The following is a 17,655-nucleotide window of genomic DNA, read 5'->3' as shown; positions in this document are numbered from 1 at the left end:
TCTACACACCCCTTGAAGTAAATTCTTTTCTATTAACAATTAATAATAAAATTAATACTGTAATAAACATTAAAGTTGATAATGCATTTATTGATGGATTGATACCTTTTCTAGCCATGGAGTATATTTCTATAGAAAGATTAGTAACTCCAGGACCTGTTGTAAAGAAACTTATTACAAAATCATCAATAGACATAGTAAATGCCATTAATAATCCTGCAAATATCCCCGGCTTTATTTGAGGAAGTATTATTTTCCACATTGCATAACCAGGTGTTGCACCTAAATCTAAAGCTGCTTCAGTTATATTATGAGGTAATTGCTTTAATTTTGGTAATACTGATAATATTACATAAGGAATATTAAAAGTAATATGTGCTAAAAGCATTGTTCCAAATCCAAATTGAGCATTTATCCCTATTTTATTTAAAATAGGAAATATAAAAATAAATAAACTCATAAGTGAAATACCTGTAACTATATCAGGATTTAATACAGGTAGATTATTTATATTTAGTAGTGTTTTTTTAGGAACACCTTTCATTCTATGAATTCCTATTGCAGCTAAAGTTCCAATTATAGTTGCTATAATTGAAGCAAGTACAGCAATTATTAATGTATACTTTAATGCATCCATTATTCTTGTGTTTTGGAAAAGCTCACTATACCATCTTAATGTGAATCCATTCCATTTTGCAGTTGATTTTGAATCATTAAAGGAGAATATCATTAAGGTAACTATTGGTGTATATAAAAACACAAAAATAATTAGTAGATAAAATCTTTTAATGAAAGATTCAAGCTTTTTAACCATAATATACGTCCTCCTTATTATTTATCATCAGTACCTTCAAATTTATTCATGAAGGCCATAGATATTAAAATTATTATCATCATGAAAATTGCAATTGCAGATCCAAAGTTCCAATCATCCATTGAAGTATATTGAGTTTCAATTAAATTACCAAGTAGCATGTATTGGCCTCCACCTAATATTCTTGAAATAACAAAGGTAGAAACAGCAGGCATAAATACCATAGTAATACCAGAAATTATTCCAGGCATACTTAGAGGGAAAATTATTTTTGTGAAAATTTCCTTTCTACTTGCACCTAAATCTGAAGCTGCATTAATTAAATCAGTATCCATCTTTATTAATACAGTATAAATAGGTAAAATCATAAATGGTAAAAAGTTATAAATCATACCTAATAAAACTGCAAAATCATTATAAAGAAGATTAGCGCGTGCAAAGCCTAGGGTAACTAAAAGAGAATTAATTAATCCGTTTTTACCTAGAATAGGTAGCCAAGCATAGGTTCTTAATAAGAAATTCATCCACATTGGTATTATAAATAGCATAATTAAAATATTTCTTTTACCTTCACGCATTTTTGAAATTAAATACGCAACGGGATAACCTAAAATAAGGCAACCTAAAGTAGCTTCTACAGCTAAAAGAATACTTCTTCCAAAAACTTTTAAGTATTTAGGGTCCATTAATCTTTGAAAATTCTCTAGTGAAAAATGATAACTATCTCCAGATTTTATTGTGAAACCAAAAAATACTACTATTAATAGTGGAATAACAATAAAAAGTGAACTCCACACAACATAAGGTGCTGCAGGTAAAGCACTTTGATTATTTTTCTTTCTCATAGTCTTTCACCTTTCTCATTATATGTATTGATTCTGGATCTATTATTAAACCAACAGTGTTTCCGACAGTTGCGCTTTTTATATTATGAATAATCCAAGTATTATTTTCTGTAATAACTTCAATTTCGTAATGAACTCCTTTGAAGGTAACAGAGTTAACTTTACCAGTTAACATTCCTTTATCGGCAGTAGTTATTTCTATATCTTCAGGTCTAATTACAACGTCAATGTCCTCAGATGGATTAAAACCACTGTCTACACATTTAAATATAGTATCTGCAAATTTAACTTTATAATCCTCAAGCATTATTCCATCTAAGATGTTACTTTCTCCAATAAAGTCAGCAACAAAAGCATTTGCTGGTTCATTATAAATATCTTCAGGAGATCCCATTTGTTGTATTTCTCCCTTGTTCATTACAACTATTGTATCAGACATAGTAAGAGCTTCTTCCTGATCGTGAGTTACAAAGATAAAAGTAATACCAAGTCTTTTTTGAATTTTTTTAAGTTCTAATTGCATTTCTTTTCTAAGCTTTAAGTCTAATGCACCAAGAGGCTCATCTAATAAAAGAACTTGAGGTTCATTAACTAATGCTCTTGCAATTGCAACTCTTTGTTGCTGACCACCACTAAGTGAGTCTACAGATCTTTTTTCAAAACCTTCTAATGCTACCATTTTTAGCATTTCATGAACTTTTTTATCAATTTCATTTTTAGGTAGTTTTTTAATTTTTAGACCAAAAGCAATATTTTCATAAATATTCATATGAGGAAATAAAGCATACTTTTGGAATACTGTATTTAATTGTCTTTTGTAAGGAGGTACATCAGAAATATCATTTCCGGCAAAGACAACCTTTCCACTGTCAGCAGTTTCAAATCCTGCTATTATTTTAAGAGTCGTAGTTTTACCACAGCCACTAGGACCAAGCAATGTTAAAAATTCATTTTTTCTTATATTCAGCGAAAGATTATCTAAGACAGTATTATCACCATAAACTTTAGATACACCTTGTATTTCTATAATATTTTGACTCAAAAAAAACACCTCTTTCTTTAATATTAAAAGGAAACACCTTATCACATTTTTCTAATGAGTATATATAAATTTATCTAAAATGATGGGGGAGTAGAAATCCAAATAACCTTAGCTGTAGTTTTACCATCATTACTGATATAGTGATTTGCTCTAGGTTTAAAATAAAAACTTTCGTTTTTACGGACTTTATAAGATTTATCTCCTAAATGTAGAGTTATACTTCCAGATAATACATATCCAAATTCTTCGCCTTCATGAGGTTCTTCTTCTAGATATTTCCCACCAGATTCAATTGTTATCATTATAGGTTCCATTTCATTTTTTTGTGCATTAGGAACTAGCCACATTAATTTATATTTCAAGTCAGAATTTTCAGTTTCAAACATATCTTCGTATGTATAAGTTATTTTTTCATCCTTATCGTCACTAAAAAATTCTTTTAGGTTTGTCCCTAGTATTTCAAGAATGTCTATTAGTGTTGCTATAGAGGGAGAAGTTAAATCATTTTCTACTTGAGATATAAATCCCTTAGATAATTCACATCTATTAGCAAGTTCTTCTTGTGTTAATCCTTTTTCAATTCTCATTCGTTTAATTTTATCACCAATTTGCACAATTTCACCTTGCCTTTCATTTTGTTTGATAATAACTATTACTAAACTAAAGGTTTAAAATTACTAAACAAACAATGTTATTATATAGACATATAAACAAAAAATCAATAATTTTTAAAAAAAATGTTAAAAATATAATTTTGAATTTTCCTTTTAAAATAAGGGGTTAAAGTAAAAGAAATAAACATAAGTTTAACATTTATACATTAAAAGTTTAGTAAAACTAAGAATTGTAGAATTTAAATAAAAAATTTTAAAAAAAGAATTGTAGTGATAGTACAATAATTACTTTAACTAATACTATATAAAGTTATAATGAGTAAACTAAGCAAAAAAAATACTAATATAATAAATAAATATTAAATTAATTATTATGTGAATTATTATTTTAAACAAATAATAATTATTATGAATAAATAATGATTATGATGAAGTATTAACAAATATAAGGTTAAGGTGTATAATGAAAGAAAGAAAAAATTTAATAATTAAATAAAAAGATATAAGTAAAATTAATTGGTTAATAACTTATAGATAAATTGGAGGAAGTATAATGCTAAAAGGAAGAATACATTCAATAGAAACAATGGGCCTTGTGGATGGACCAGGAATAAGAGTTGTAGTATTTATGCAAGGATGTGCACTAAGATGTCAATATTGTCATAACCCTGATACATGGAGCGATAAAGGTGAAGATAATTTAGAATTAACACCAGAAGAATTAGTTAATAGAATAGTTAGATTTAGATCTTACTTTGAAAGATCAGGTGGTGGAGTTACTTTTTCAGGTGGAGATCCTTTAAGACAACCAGAGTTTTTAAAGGAATGTTTAAAGCTATGTAAAGAAAAAGGAATACATACAACTTTAGATACTTCAGGTGTAGGGGCTGGAAATTATGAAGAAATATTAAAATATACAGATTTAGTTCTTTTTGATGTTAAGCATTTAACAGCAGAAGGGTACAAGTATATGACAGGAATTAATATTGATGAAAGTTTAAAATTCCTTGAGGCATGTAAAAAATGTGATACTAAATTATGGATAAGACAAGTAGTTGTTCCAGGTTTAACAGATAATGAAGAATATATTACTGAATTAGGTAAGTTTATAAAAACTTTAAATAATGTAGAAAAAGTTGAATTATTACCATATCACTTATTAGGAGTAAATAAGTATGAAACTATGGGAATAAAGTATAGATTAGAGGGAACTCCAGCAATGGACAAAGAAAAATGTAAAGAACTATACAAGTTATTAGATATATAAAAAATATGTATAAAAGAGGATGTTTTAATTAACATCCTCTTTTTAGGTTTATAATTAAAGTTGACTAGAAAAAAATCCAGGTTTAATATATTTCTTTTTCATACCTTCTATAACTAAAAGATAAACGGCAGCAGTATCAAATCTTGCATCATGATAATTCCCACTACCTTGGAATAATTCATCAGCTTTTTTTGCAATAGTATCGTCAGAGATTCCTAAGAAGTTTATTACTTCAGAAAGCTTAGGGTTTTTTATGCCATTGCCACTTGGAGAAGGAATTTGACAAATGTTTTTATAGTAAGCCATAGTACAAAATGTCTTTTTAGGTTCCCAAGAACAATCAATCATACCAGCTTCATATAGAGAATTAACTTCGTGCTTTAAGAATTTAACATCAAACTGAACATTATGACCAATTACAAAATCAGCATCAAAGAAGTCAGACATAAAATCTTGAATTTGTTCAAGAAATTCTAAACCATTTGATAATTCATACAATTTTTCTAATGAAAAACCATGAACTTCTTCGGCTGCCGGATCCATTTCATCCACTGTAAAGAAGAAATTTTTCCCTGTTGTAGTTTGGGGTTTAGTTGAAGTATCAACTGTTATATAACTTAACTGACATATATGGCCAGGTCTTACACTAGTTGTTTCAGTATCAAAAAATAAAAGTTTCATCTGTGCCTCCAAAAATATTTTTATTGATTTTATAATATCATAAGTTATGTTAATTAACAATTTTTCATAAAAAAATGCTTTTTACTTACTTGAAAGTAAAAAGCATTTTTATTAATTCAATTCATTTGAGATTAACTTTAGTAATTCAACACATGTTTCTTTTGTTTTATTATTTTTATCTAAATCAGGATTATATTCTACAAAATCCATAGAACTTACTAAGCTTGTACTCATAATTCCTTGAAGAAGTTCTTTACTTTGTGAATAACTTAATCCATCGCTTACAGGAGTTCCTGTCCCAGGAACATAATCAGGATCTAAACAATCAATATCATAAGAGAGATGAATATTTTTTATATTCTTTTCTTTAATTAATGATAATAATTGATTTAATACTTCTTTTGTACCTAAGTTATTGATTTGTTCATTAGTCCATACATGCATATTTAATTCATTTATTAAATCTACTTCACCTTTGTCTAAATCACGACAAGCCAAAATAAAAACATTTTCTGGTTTGATTTTAGCTTTATCAAAGAAAATTGAAGTTAATTTTTCATAACCATAACCCATTGAAGCAGCTAAAGGCATACCATGAATATTTCCTGAAGGTGAGGTCTTGTCTGTATTAATGTCTCCATGAGCATCTATCCAAATTACTGCTAAATCATCTCCAAAATATTTACTTGCACCAGCAAGTGATCCTAAAGCTAAAGAATGATCTCCACCAACTATAAATGGGAAGGTATCATTTTCTAATGCTTCTAAAACTTTAGAAGCTAGTCCATTATTTGCATTAACAACTTGTGTTAAATATTTTAATTTTAAATCACCTTTATATTTTTCTTTTTCGCTAACTTTTTCAACTTCTATATCTCCTAAATCATAAACATTATGATTCTTTTCAAATATATCAATGAGGTTGTTTTTTCTTAACTCTTCAGGGCCCTTTTCTACTCCAGGTTTATCACAACCATAAAAAAGAGGCATTCCAATAATACTTATATTCATAAAAAGACCTCCAAATCTATTAATTTTTCACATTACTTATAATAATACTTTAAGATATATAAGTAAATATTAAAATTTTTTTATTTTAAAATATTCAATAAATAATATTTTCTTTAATAATAGTTTATCCAAAACAAGTAGAATAATGTTAAAATAATTAAAGTATATAAGTAATAAACTACAAAATAATATATAAAAAGAATAAAAAAGACTAGATACAACTTTAATGTGCAATATATACCACTTTTTTAAAAAAAAATTCTAAATCTCTAAAAATTTAATAAAACTTTGAAAGAAATTGTGGTATTATTATATTTATTATTTTATAATTATATAATGTAAGTTGTATAAACTACATTTAGAAAATAATAATAATGCAATATTTAACTTAAAAAATGAATAAACATTTTCGAAGGGATGGCACAGCTATGAATGAACAAAATAAAAATAGAAAAAAGCGTTCTAGTAAAAAAAGATGGTCTACAAAAAAGAAAATAATATTATCGACTGTAGTTGTTTTTGCATTAATAATCGGTATGTTAGCTTCTGGATATCTTTATATAAGGAGTAGAATATATTCAGGGTTAAATCAATCAGAAATAACAAGCGATATTGACTACCAAGAAGTTGATGGTATAACAAATGTTTTATTACTTGGAACAGATGCAAGAACGTTAGATGAAGCTGCAAGAGCGGATTCAATTATTATAGCAACATTAGATAATAACAATAAAAATATAAGATTAACATCATTATTTAGAGATACATTAGTAAATATACCTGGACATGGCGAAGGAAAATTAAATGCAGCTTTAGCATATGGTGGACCAGAGTTACTAATAGAAACTATTAGAAATACATATGGAATAAATTTAGATAAATATATTATTATTAACTTTTGGGGATTTGAAGCTATAATCGATCAAATGGGAGGATTAGAATTTGATGTTGAAGATTATATGCTTGAGGAGTTAAATAAATATATTGGAGAATCTACTGGTGGAAATGATTGTCCAGTAACTGAAGCAGGAGTACAGATTTTAAATGGTAAACAAGCACTATCATATGCAAGAATAAGAAAAGGTGTTGGAGATGAATATGCTAGAACCGATAGACAAAGAGAGGTTTTAATAAAAGTTGCAGAAAAGTTAAAAGAAACAAAACCAAGTAAGTATTTAGGAATTATGAATAGCATGCTTGATTATATTAAAACCAATATTGATCCAATAGAAGCATTAAATATGGCTTATACTATTTATAAATTCCCGGCTTTAGAAATAGAACAATTACAAATACCTATACCAGAATTAGCAGATGGAAGATTATATAAAAATTTAGGTTGGGTATTTTTAATGGATACGGAGCAAAATGCAAAATACTTAAGAGAATTTGTTTTTGAAAATAAAATACCAGATTCATCAACATATGATTATGATTCTTTTAATGAAGCAATGTCAGATTACAAAGCAGAAGAAAGTGATTATAATGATAGACATAATATAAATCCTAAAGACTATGAAGAAAATAGTGTAGATGTTACTGAACCACCAGCATCTAATAATAGTAATCAAGGTGGAAGTACTGGGGGAACACAAACAACACCACCAGTAAGTGATGAAAAGGAAGAGGAAGTAACACCTCCAACAACACCAACAACGCCACCAGTAAGTGATGAAAAGGAAGAGGAAGTAACACCTCCAACAACACCACCACCAACAGAAGAACAAAAGCCAGAAACAACACCAAGTGAGGATATAGGTGAACAAGAAACTAATCCAAATGAAGTAAAACCAGCTGAATAGTAGAAGATAAAGCGATGAATTTAGTTCATCGCTTTTATTTTATTAAATTATTTTAAATAAGATATTATGTACCATAATATGTGATATAATGTTTTTAAAAGAAATGAAAGGAGAGGAAAGATGAGCTCATTTAGAATGCAATTACTTTACCTTATTTTAAAAATTCCGGCTATATTAATAGCTTTTACTGCACAAGGATATGCAAAAGCTTTGGTTGCAGATAAATTAGGTGATAAAACACCTAGATTTCAAGGAAGATTAACTTTAAATCCAGCAGCACATATAGATTTAATAGGGTTTATAATGATTTTAATAGCTGGATTCGGATGGACTAAACCATTAAATACGAATCCTAGTGCATATAAAAGGGGGTATAAAGATGCTATAAAGGTTTCTATTGCAGCACCTTTAGCAAATTTATTCGTAGGTTTTATAGGTATAATTTTACTTGTATTTACATCAAAGTTTTTATCAAGTATATTACCTGAAACAATATTCTTTATATTATTTTATATGTTAAAGTTTATAACTTCAATAAACATAAGTTTATTTGTATTTAATTTATTACCATTACCAGGATTAGCTGGGTTTGAAATATTTAGAGATATATGGCCAAAAACATTTTATAAGGTTTCAGATAAGATATATCAATATCAATTTTTAATACTTATATTAATTATTTTTGCTGGTGGAACTATATTATCAATTCCAGTTAACTTAATTTATAACTTTTTCTATACTATAGCTAAATTAATTTTTGGAATGTAATAAAAAAGGTGGCAATTAATTTTGCCACCTTTCTTTTTCTATAAATAAATCTCTATGATATATTTCTTTAAAGAAATTCTTTCCTCTCAAAGCTTGATGAATTTCAACATCTAAGTTAGAAGGCGATGATACAGTAATTATTACTTTTTCATCATCATAATAAACATTTAACTTTTTAACAACACCAACTAAACTTCTATCTAGACCTTCAGCAATTTTAACTAAAGCACCTAATTTATTAATTATATCAATATCTAATTTGTTAATTAAATAAGAAAACTGAGCTAAAGGTAAATGATAGTCGTTAAATCTATGCGAAGCTGCAACGGCTGCACTCATTAAATGTTCTTTATGAGTTAACTCATTAATTAAGGAATTTAAAATTATATAAAATGAATGCTTATGATGATTTTGATAGTTTATACTAGTACCACAATCATGAAGCATTGAACCTGCTTTTAATATATTTAAATATTTATCATCTAATCTGTGAAGAGGTTTTAATTCTTCAAACAATTGAGCAGATATAAAATACACTTGTTCAGCATGAGGAATATTAGCATTTAGAGAATTTAAAATACCATATATACTATAATCTAAAATATCATCCATAACATTATAATTTTTATAAAGATAATCATAAAGAATACCTTCTCTTATAGTATTATTACAAATTCTAATAACTTCAGGTGAAACCTTTTTTACTAATTCATTTAGGATTAGTAAAGAGCTAAACATGCTATCAACCATATCTAGATCAATTCCATCTATTTTTCTACGTAATTTTAAGTCTTTGCATTTTATTGTATTATAAATTTCATGTATTCCTACAGGAGTAATTTCGTAATTATTGATTATTTCTAAAGGATAATGAGTTTTAAATTTATCCATTTTAACTATGGTTTTAGCTAAATCACCTAGGAATATTATTGATTCATAATTATCATTTAGCCAAGAGATATCATCTAATTTATCTTTTACATATGAAGATGAAACATCTAAATTAGTATTTAAAATTCTATCATTAATATTAAAAGTATATGCTAAATTTATTCCACCAAAAGGAAGAATAGTAAAGTTATTTATTTTACCATCTTTGATATCAATTAAATTAGTTGATGTGCCAGTTATTTCTACAATAAGTGAATTGTTTAATTTCATGCTTCTATTTACTGCTAACACAGTGAATTTAATTTCTTCTTCTTGTGATAGTATTTTTAAATCTAAGTTAAGATTTAGTTTAATCATAGAAACAATAGATTCACTATCTTTTAAATCATGAAAGAAGCTAGTTGTTATTGCAAAAATTTCTTTTGCGCCAGAAGCTTCGCAAAGAGATTTATATGTTTTTATTGTAGATAATATATAATTTAACTTTTCTGAGCATAAAATACATTCCTTTGATAATTCATAACAGATTTTAAATGGAGTTTTCAATTCATCAATAACTTTAAAATAGCCCATTTCTTCTACTTCAGCTAATATCAATCTAATTTTACTAGAACCTATGTGTATTACACCTACTCTAATCATATTTAATCATTCCTATCAAAATACTTTATATAATTCTATCTTATATAAAAACTATATAAAAATAAAGGGGAGTTGACAAAAAATATTTTTAATACCTAAAATATTATGTACATGGGAGAAGATAATATGGATTATAAGATATATATAGCAAAAAAAATAAATGAGTATATTAATTTATCTATTGAAGAAATAGAAAGTATGTTGGAGGTTCCAGTAAAATATGAAAATGGAGACTATTCATTGCCGTGCTTTCACTTAAGTAAAATATTAAAAAAACCTCCTAACTTAATTGCTAAAGAATTAAAAAAACAAATAAAAGATGATATCTTTGAAAAAATAGAGAATTTAGGACCATACCTGAATTTTTTTCTTAATAAAGGGATTTATATTAGGAATACATTAGAGCGTGTTATACAGCAAGGAGAAGCGTTTGGATACAGTTGTATGGGAGAAGGGAAAATTATTTGTATTGAACACTTATTTTGTAAAAAATCAGGATGTTTTGATATAAGTAATCCTTTTACTATTGTAGTTGGCAATTCATTATGCAATTTATTTAGAAATAGAGGTTTTAAGGTAATAGATATTAATAATATAAGTAAAATCTGGAGTGAAGTTGATAAATTAATTTTAACTCAGTTTGATTATGAAAATACTTTTTTCAATTATGAAGTGGATTTATATTATAATGAGTTAATATCGAAATTAAGAAAAAAGAATTTATTAATAAAATTTAATGAAACTTATGTAGTAAATCTTGAAAATTATAATATGCCTCCATATATAGTGAGTAATGAATATAAAATAGATAAAAAAGTATTAAAGATAGCAGATTTATTGCACATAAATAGTAAATATAACTTTTATAAATATTTATATATATCCAGTAATTCGGAAAAAGTGAATGTAAATCAGAAATTTAAAGTGTTAGAATTATTAGATTATGAGTGGGCTAAACAATGTGAACATGTAAAACTTGGGCTTGTTAAATTTGCTAAAAGTGATACATTTATTAAGAATGAAAAATATTTAAATTTTAATGAGTTACTAAGTAATAGTTGTAACGAAATAATGGAAAATCATATAGAATTAAAAAAAGATAAAGGATTATTAAAAGCTATATTACAAAGTGCACTAGTATTTACTTATTTAAGTGATTATAGAATAGGAAATAAAATAATAGATTTTAATAAAATATTTTCAACTGAATATAAAACGGGTGCATATATTATATATTCATATATTAAATTAAAAAGTATGTTGTTAAAGTTTGAGAATTTAAATTGTAACTGTAATTATAGCAAATTGAATTTTAAAGAAGGATTAGAATTAGTAAAGTTGTTAGATGTATATGAATATTTTATACAAACAGCTACTGATGAATTAGAACCAGCAATAATAAGTAGATATATAATTAAGATAACAGATTCAGTTAATGAAATTTCAAATTCTATATTTGACTTGGAGAATGAGAAACTTATTAAACCTAAATTACAATTAATTAAAGCTACGAATATAGTAATAAAAAATGCATTAAGATTACTAGGAATATATATTGATTAGTGTTTTAAATTTGAGAAAGAACCTAAATGATGAATAAAGGTTCTTTTTTTATAAATATCAATATTTAAATAATGGTATATTTGATATAATTAACATAATAATATTATTAAAGGAAAAAGGAGGAGAGAAAGTAATTGATTTTTAAAAATAATAAATATAAGAGTTTAATAATAGCTGTATTAATTACTATTATAGTTGGAATTTTTGCATTTAAGTTAATTGATAATATAGGTATGCTTATTGATATTATAAGGAAATTTATTTCACTTTCAATGGTATTTGTTTATGGGATAATTATTGCTTATATATTAAGTCCAATAGTCAGTTTTTTCGAGAAAAGAGTAAAATTAAGTAGAAACATTTCTATAACTTTAACGTATGCAATATTATTGGGTTCAATAATTTTATTGGCTGTATATGGTATACCAGGTTTAATAGAAAATATAAAAGAAATAGGTAGTAATGTGCCTAGTTATATATCATCAATAGAAGATTTTATTAATAATATACTTGAAAAGGATGATGTAAGTAAGTTTATAAATACAGCTGGTATAAAAGTGAATATAGATATGTATATTGATAAAGCAGGAAATCTTGTAATGACTGCTATTGAAGGATCATTATTGAAAATGGTAACATTTTCATCGGTGATTGTTAAATTTATTATTGGATTGTTAGTAGCAATTTACATATTGATAGATAAAGAACGATTATTATTTGAGTGTAAAAGAGTTTTATATTTAGTAATAAAAAAAGAAAAAAGTGAAAAGATAGTTGAGTTCATTAAAACGTATAATTCAATGATAGGTACATACATAGGAATAAAAGCAATTGATTCATTAATAATTGGAATTATGGCATTTGTGTTATTAAATATAGTGAAATCTGAGTATGCTATTTTATTAGCAATATTAGTGGGGATAACAAATATGATTCCTTATTTTGGACCATTTGTAGGAGAAATTATAGGGTTTTTAATAAATGTATTTGTATCACCAGCTAAAGGGATAATTGTTTTTTTGACTTTATTTGGATTGCAAATGTTTGATGGTTGGTATTTAGATCCTAAACTTATAGGAGATAAGGTTGGGGTTAGACCTTTTTGGATTATATATTCAGTAGTTATAGGTTGAGGATTCTTTGGGCCATTAGGAATGCTTTTAGCATCACCTACAGCTGCAACAATAAAAATATATTATGGAAAACTTTTAGACAAAAATAAAGATATTATAGATGAATTAACTGATTATGATCATAAAAAGATGAATGTTAAAAAAGAGAAATGTAAAAATACAAAAAAAGAAGAGTAGCGAGAATTCTCGCTACTCTTACTTTTTACAACTAGAGCAATTTGATGAACAGCTTCCGCAGTTACAATTACCTTTAGATGATTTTTTTATATTTTTAAAAATTATATATCCAGAAGCAATAACTAAAATTGCAGTTATTATTATTTCCAAATAAATTCACCTTCTTTATAGAATCAGTTTAAAAAAATAATGAACCGATATTAAATACTAAGAATGAAACTATCCAAGCCAAAATTAATTGATAAGCTACAGAGAATAATGTCATCTTAGTGCCAAATTCCTTTTTCATAGTACCAACAACTGTTATACATGGTGTGTAAAGTAATACAAATACCATAAATGATAAAGCTGAAAGTGCTGTAAAATGAAGAGGAAGAAGTGTTTGAAGATTTCCTCCAAATATTACACCCATAGAAGAAACAACTGTCTCTTTAGCAATTAAACCTGTTAATAGTGACACTGATGCTTGCCAGTTACCAAAGCCAAGTGGTTTAAATATTGGAGCAATAAATCCTCCAATTGAAGACAATATGCTATTATTAACATCTGTCATTCCAGTAAAATTAAAGTTTGATAAGAACCATAAAACTATGCTCATTGCAAATATTAATGTACCAGCTTTTATTATAAAGCTTTTACTCTTTTCATAAAGTTGATTAAGTAAATTCCTTAGTGATGGTAATTTATATTCTGGCAATTCAATAAGTAGAGGTTCTTCTTCATTTTTAAATATTGTATGTTTAAAAATAACACCAAGTATGAATGCTAAAACAATACCTAAGAAGTATAGTGAAGCAACTACTAATCCAACGTATTTAGGGAAAAATACGGCTGCAAATATACTATAAACAGGTAATCTTGCATTACAGCTCATAAGTGGTATTAATAATGCTGTTAATTTTCTATCTTTTTCGCTTTCCAATGTTCTTGCTGTCATAATTGCAGGAACAGAACATCCAAAGCCAACAATCATAGGGATAAATGCTTTGCCTGATAACCCCATTTTTCTCATAATCTTATCCATTATAAATGCAACTCTTGCCATATATCCACTATCTTCTAATACTGTTATACATGCAAATAAAGATAAAATAATAGGTAAAAGAACTAATATTCCACCAACTCCACCAATTATACCATCAATGATAAGTGATTGAAACCAAGGGGAAGTAGTATTAATTAAGCCTTCTATTATTGGAACTAATGAATCATTTAATAATGAATCAAGTAAATCTGAAAGAGGTTGTCCAATCCAAGCAAATGTAACTTGAAATGTTAATGCCATTATTGCAAAGAATATAGGATAAGCAAGCCATGGATTTAACATAATATTATCTAACTTTTCTTTAATAGGCTTCTTAGAAGTATTAGATTTTTTTGTGCATTTACTTAATATGCTTTCTATGTAATCATAAGTTTCTTTTTCATCTGAAAAAGAATAGTTAAGAGTATCAATTTTTTTGTAATCAATAGTACTTAGAGCTGTCTTAATATCATCTATTCCCATTTCTTTTGAAGCTTGAATAGGAACTACAATAACATTTAATAATTCTCCAAGTTTTTTATAATCTATGTTTATACCTTTTTTCTCTGCTACGTCAATCATGTTAACTGCTAAAACAATAGGTTTTTTAAATTGTTTTAACTGCATAGTTAAATATAAATTTCTATCAATGTTAGAAGCATCAATAATGTTTAAAATTAAGTCAACTTTTTCATTTTCTAGAAATTCTTTTGATATTTTTTCTTCATTAGAGTAGGTATCCATAGCATATATACCAGGTAAGTCTACTATAGCAAAATCTCCAAAGAATCCTTCTTTTTTATCAACAGTAACACCAGCCCAGTTTCCAACTCTTTGATTAGAACCAGTTAAACTATTGAATAACGTAGTTTTGCCTACATTAGGATTACCAAGTAAAGCTATATTCTTCATTTTGTCATCTCCCTTTATACTTAAGCTGTTAATAATATATTTTTAGCATCTTTTTTACGGATTGCTAAATCAAATCCTCTCAAATTTACAATTAGTGGATCGCCTAATGGAGCAACTCTTTTTAATTCAATTTCTGTTCCTTGAATTAATCCTAAAGCTGAAAGCCTCTTAGAAAGTTTATCATTTCCACTTATAGCATGGATTGTTGCTTTTTCTCCAAGTTTTAAATCACAAATGCACATAAAATTCACCTCAAATTGAAAATCATTCTCACATTTTTTATACATTTATAATAACAAAAAATGTATAGTGGGTCAAGCATAAGGGGATGATAAAAATAATTTCCAGTAAATTTTGAAAAAAGTATGAAGCTCAAATAGTATTCACTACAGTAATAACATGATATAATAAAAAGATATAAGCAATAGTAAAAAAATTAATACAGGAGATAAAATTTATCGAGGAAAGAGTGATATTGTGTGATTATTCGAGAGAATATTGTGGATGTAGAAGAATATAGACTTGAAAGAATGTTGGAATGTAAGGAGGGAAGTTGTAAGCCAGAAGAAAGTATTTATTTTGATTTAGAACATTACGTATATAAAAAACCAAAATGTATAGGAGTCTTTGGAGCATGTGTATACAATAAAGCAGATAATAAAATTTATGTAACTCAATATATGATTGAAAATAAAAATGAAGTTGTAGAAATTTTATTGCTTGCAAAGAGATATTTTATACGTATGAAAAAAGCAGGTAAAAAAACTATAGTTACATTTTCTGGAAATAATGATTTTACAGTAATAAAATACTTATTTAATAAATATAATATTTATTTTGATTTTGACAAGGAATTTAAATCAGTTGATATTCAAAAAGAATACGAAAAAGATATGAACACATCAATTGGATTAAAAAAATTAGAAAAAATATTTGAAATTTATAGAGAAGGCGATGTAATAAGCGGGTCAAATTTAGCTAAAACTTTTCATAAGGTTCTTAAAGATAAAGAATATATTGAAAGAATGCCTAAAGAAAAAATTGAAACTATATTACAGTATAATGAACAAGATGTAGTTAATTTATATAAAATATTTGTTAATTGGAAAAAATATATTAATGTTGAAAGTGAAGATGAAGAAAATATTAATATAAAAGAGGAAAATGTTGATATAAAATTAGATGAAAATGATATATATAATGAAGAACATAGTGATGAAGAAATATTTGAATTAAAAGATGATAAAACTGTAGAAAAAGTAATTGAAAATCAAGATATTGATGACAATATAGAAGAGAAAGAAGAAAGTTCTCCAGAAGAAAATATATTATAAATTAAGAAGATAATTTTATATTATTGATTTAAGGAAATAATCCTTAAATGATAGATGCTCCTAAGAAATTAGGAGCATCTATCATTTATAGGAGAAATTAGTCTTTTAATGAGTCTATAGATATAGTATTACCATTTGAAGTAACTATTATTGTACCATTTAAATCTGTTCTATAAGTTTGTATATTCATTAGTTCAAGATTTAATAGGGTATCCATGCTAGGGTGGTCATATGTATTATTTTCACCTACAGAAATTATTGCAAAGGATGGATTAACTTCATGTAAAAAATTATAAGAGGTAGAAGTTTTAGAACCATGATGACCTATTTTAATTATATCAGATTTTAAATCTATATTATCAGAGAGAAGTTGATTTTCAGTGTAAACTTCAGCATCTCCTGTAAATAAGAAAGAATTATTGTGAAACGTTAATTTAATAACTGAAGAATAATCATTATAATTATCACTAATCATATTTTTCAATGGTGAAAATATCTCTACGTTAGTATTTTCACCAAGGTTTATCTTACTTGCATCTTTTGCTAAAATATTAATTTTTAGAGATTTATCTATTAATGCATTTACCATATTTTCGAAGCAGATAGAGGGATGAGTTACTTTAGGAGAATAAAATTTATCAACATCGAATCTTTTTATAATTGTATCCATATTACCTATATGATCTTCATGAGGATGTGTGGCAATAATGTAATCAAATTTTTTTATCTTTAATTTAGTTAAATAATTCAATAATTCATTTCGGTTGCTAGATGAACCAGAGTCAATTAATAAATTTTTTTCGTTAACTTGAATTAATATACAATCACCTTGGCCAACATCTATATAATGAATAATCATTTCATTATTTAAGGATGAGTTTGAGTATAGTTGAAAATAATTAAGAGAACAAATAATAAAAACTAGAATTAAATTTAAAATAAATAGTTTACGTTTTTTCATTAAATTTCTCCAATAAAAAATATAGTTATTATTAATTATTGCCTATTAAATAGAGTTAATAACAGTGTTTATAAATAATTAACACTTAAATAATGGGAAATTATAGAATAATATGCTATAATTGTATAATATATTAATTTACTGATGGAAATAAAAAAATAGAATCTGTTAAGC

The 17,655-nt window shown here is 26.1% G+C and carries 18 protein-coding genes; 7 read left to right on the top strand and 11 right to left on the bottom strand.

The genetic code is table 11. The features are described 5' to 3' along the window. Nucleotide 1: 1 nt before the first annotated feature. From TY07_RS05185 to TY07_RS05170, 4 genes are all read right to left on the bottom strand, one after another. Nucleotides 2–814, bottom strand: a complete 813-nt coding sequence (locus TY07_RS05185) for an ABC transporter permease (protein WP_042396331.1) — start codon at nt 812–814, stop codon at nt 2–4. Nucleotides 815–831: 17 nt separating this feature from the next. Next, nucleotides 832–1,659 (bottom strand): ABC transporter permease, encoded by an 828-nt coding sequence (locus TY07_RS05180; protein WP_042396329.1) that lies wholly within the window; start codon nt 1,657–1,659, stop codon nt 832–834. Next, nucleotides 1,643–2,701 (bottom strand): spermidine/putrescine ABC transporter ATP-binding protein, encoded by a 1,059-nt coding sequence (gene potA / locus TY07_RS05175; protein ID WP_042396327.1) that lies wholly within the window; start codon nt 2,699–2,701, stop codon nt 1,643–1,645. The genes TY07_RS05180 and potA overlap by 17 nt, the downstream gene beginning before the upstream one ends. Before the next feature lie 74 nt (nt 2,702–2,775). Continuing rightward, entirely contained in the window at nt 2,776–3,315 is a 540-nt protein-coding gene (locus TY07_RS05170) for a helix-turn-helix domain-containing protein (protein ID WP_042396324.1), read from the bottom strand. Between the two features lie 553 nt (nt 3,316–3,868). Between TY07_RS05170 and pflA the strand changes: the two genes are divergently transcribed. Continuing rightward, the gene (pflA, locus tag TY07_RS05165; RefSeq protein WP_042396321.1) at nt 3,869–4,582 is read left to right on the top strand and encodes a pyruvate formate-lyase-activating protein; all 714 of its coding nucleotides are present in this window, start codon (nt 3,869–3,871) and stop codon (nt 4,580–4,582) included. Between the two features lie 54 nt (nt 4,583–4,636). Here pflA and TY07_RS05160 read toward each other — a convergent pair whose 3' ends face one another. Together TY07_RS05160 and rocF are read right to left on the bottom strand one after the other, a co-directional pair. Next, nucleotides 4,637–5,263, bottom strand: a complete 627-nt coding sequence (locus TY07_RS05160) for a 3'-5' exonuclease (RefSeq protein ID WP_042396320.1) — start codon at nt 5,261–5,263, stop codon at nt 4,637–4,639. Nucleotides 5,264–5,374: 111 nt separating this feature from the next. Beyond that, nucleotides 5,375–6,274: an arginase gene (gene rocF, locus TY07_RS05155; protein WP_042396319.1), complete on the bottom strand. Its 900-nt coding sequence runs from the start codon at nt 6,272–6,274 to the stop codon at nt 5,375–5,377. A gap of 428 nt (nt 6,275–6,702) precedes the next feature. Between rocF and TY07_RS05150 the strand changes: the two genes are divergently transcribed. Next, nucleotides 6,703–8,076: an LCP family protein gene (locus tag TY07_RS05150; RefSeq protein WP_052330617.1), complete on the top strand. Its 1,374-nt coding sequence runs from the start codon at nt 6,703–6,705 to the stop codon at nt 8,074–8,076. A 120-nt stretch (nt 8,077–8,196) separates the two neighbouring features. Continuing rightward, nucleotides 8,197–8,844, top strand: a complete 648-nt coding sequence (locus TY07_RS05145) for a site-2 protease family protein (protein WP_078061299.1) — start codon at nt 8,197–8,199, stop codon at nt 8,842–8,844. Between the two features lie 15 nt (nt 8,845–8,859). Here TY07_RS05145 and TY07_RS05140 read toward each other — a convergent pair whose 3' ends face one another. After that, nucleotides 8,860–10,377, bottom strand: a complete 1,518-nt coding sequence (locus TY07_RS05140; RefSeq protein WP_042396317.1) for a Ppx/GppA phosphatase family protein — start codon at nt 10,375–10,377, stop codon at nt 8,860–8,862. A 126-nt stretch (nt 10,378–10,503) separates the two neighbouring features. On the opposite strand from TY07_RS05140, the gene TY07_RS05135 reads away from it, so the two are divergent. The 3 genes from TY07_RS05135 (at nt 10,504) to TY07_RS18015 (ending at nt 13,250) form a co-directional block, all read left to right on the top strand. Next, nucleotides 10,504–11,940, top strand: coding sequence for a DALR anticodon-binding domain-containing protein (locus TY07_RS05135; RefSeq protein ID WP_042396315.1), 1,437 nt, complete (start codon nt 10,504–10,506; stop codon nt 11,938–11,940). A gap of 134 nt (nt 11,941–12,074) precedes the next feature. Then, nucleotides 12,075–13,073 carry an AI-2E family transporter gene (locus tag TY07_RS05130; RefSeq protein WP_052330616.1) on the top strand — a complete coding sequence of 333 codons (999 nt, stop codon included), beginning with the start codon at nt 12,075–12,077 and terminating at the stop codon, nt 13,071–13,073. 21 nt (nt 13,074–13,094) lie between these two features. Further along, nucleotides 13,095–13,250, top strand: coding sequence for a hypothetical protein (locus tag TY07_RS18015; RefSeq protein ID WP_157029144.1), 156 nt, complete (start codon nt 13,095–13,097; stop codon nt 13,248–13,250). 18 nt (nt 13,251–13,268) lie between these two features. Here TY07_RS18015 and TY07_RS17575 read toward each other — a convergent pair whose 3' ends face one another. Genes TY07_RS17575 through TY07_RS05120 form a run of 3 tightly spaced genes read right to left on the bottom strand, consistent with a single transcriptional unit; the run spans nt 13,269 to nt 15,428 of the window. Further along, nucleotides 13,269–13,400: a FeoB-associated Cys-rich membrane protein gene (locus tag TY07_RS17575; RefSeq protein WP_198133978.1), complete on the bottom strand. Its 132-nt coding sequence runs from the start codon at nt 13,398–13,400 to the stop codon at nt 13,269–13,271. 28 nt (nt 13,401–13,428) lie between these two features. Continuing rightward, the gene (gene feoB, locus TY07_RS05125) at nt 13,429–15,186 is read right to left on the bottom strand and encodes a ferrous iron transport protein B (RefSeq protein ID WP_042396313.1); all 1,758 of its coding nucleotides are present in this window, start codon (nt 15,184–15,186) and stop codon (nt 13,429–13,431) included. A gap of 20 nt (nt 15,187–15,206) precedes the next feature. Continuing rightward, the gene (locus TY07_RS05120; RefSeq protein WP_042396311.1) at nt 15,207–15,428 is read right to left on the bottom strand and encodes a FeoA family protein; all 222 of its coding nucleotides are present in this window, start codon (nt 15,426–15,428) and stop codon (nt 15,207–15,209) included. Between the two features lie 237 nt (nt 15,429–15,665). Between TY07_RS05120 and TY07_RS05115 the strand changes: the two genes are divergently transcribed. Beyond that, nucleotides 15,666–16,520, top strand: coding sequence for a ribonuclease H-like domain-containing protein (locus TY07_RS05115; protein WP_042396309.1), 855 nt, complete (start codon nt 15,666–15,668; stop codon nt 16,518–16,520). Between the two features lie 97 nt (nt 16,521–16,617). Here TY07_RS05115 and TY07_RS05110 read toward each other — a convergent pair whose 3' ends face one another. Next, nucleotides 16,618–17,481 carry a ComEC/Rec2 family competence protein gene (locus tag TY07_RS05110; RefSeq protein ID WP_042396307.1) on the bottom strand — a complete coding sequence of 288 codons (864 nt, stop codon included), beginning with the start codon at nt 17,479–17,481 and terminating at the stop codon, nt 16,618–16,620. Nucleotides 17,482–17,655 lie beyond the last annotated feature (174 nt).

It is taken from the genome of Clostridium saudiense (assembly GCF_000577815.1).
Taxonomy (GTDB): Bacteria; Bacillota; Clostridia; order Clostridiales; family Clostridiaceae; genus Clostridium; species Clostridium saudiense.
Note: the sequence above shows the minus strand (reverse complement) of the source record. Positions and strands in the feature narration are given on the sequence as shown.

Bases quoted from the DNA above. Each gene is read 5' to 3' on its own strand.
- TY07_RS05185 (WP_042396331.1), bottom strand. From the start codon at position 814: ATGGTTAAAAAGCTTGAATCTTTCATTAAAAGATTTTATCTACTAATT.
- TY07_RS05160 (WP_042396320.1), bottom strand. From the start codon at position 5,263: ATGAAACTTTTATTTTTTGATACTGAAACAACTAGTGTAAGACCTGGC.
- TY07_RS05180 (WP_042396329.1), bottom strand. From the start codon at position 1,659: ATGAGAAAGAAAAATAATCAAAGTGCTTTACCTGCAGCACCTTATGTT.
- TY07_RS05150 (WP_052330617.1), top strand. From the start codon at position 6,703: ATGAATGAACAAAATAAAAATAGAAAAAAGCGTTCTAGTAAAAAAAGA.
- TY07_RS05135 (WP_042396315.1), top strand. From the start codon at position 10,504: ATGGATTATAAGATATATATAGCAAAAAAAATAAATGAGTATATTAAT.
- feoB (WP_042396313.1), bottom strand. From the start codon at position 15,186: ATGAAGAATATAGCTTTACTTGGTAATCCTAATGTAGGCAAAACTACG.
- TY07_RS05110 (WP_042396307.1), bottom strand. From the start codon at position 17,481: ATGAAAAAACGTAAACTATTTATTTTAAATTTAATTCTAGTTTTTATT.
- TY07_RS18015 (WP_157029144.1), top strand. From the start codon at position 13,095: ATGCTTTTAGCATCACCTACAGCTGCAACAATAAAAATATATTATGGA.
- TY07_RS05145 (WP_078061299.1), top strand. From the start codon at position 8,197: ATGAGCTCATTTAGAATGCAATTACTTTACCTTATTTTAAAAATTCCG.
- pflA (WP_042396321.1), top strand. From the start codon at position 3,869: ATGCTAAAAGGAAGAATACATTCAATAGAAACAATGGGCCTTGTGGAT.
- rocF (WP_042396319.1), bottom strand. From the start codon at position 6,274: ATGAATATAAGTATTATTGGAATGCCTCTTTTTTATGGTTGTGATAAA.
- TY07_RS05120 (WP_042396311.1), bottom strand. From the start codon at position 15,428: ATGTGCATTTGTGATTTAAAACTTGGAGAAAAAGCAACAATCCATGCT.
- TY07_RS05140 (WP_042396317.1), bottom strand. From the start codon at position 10,377: ATGATTAGAGTAGGTGTAATACACATAGGTTCTAGTAAAATTAGATTG.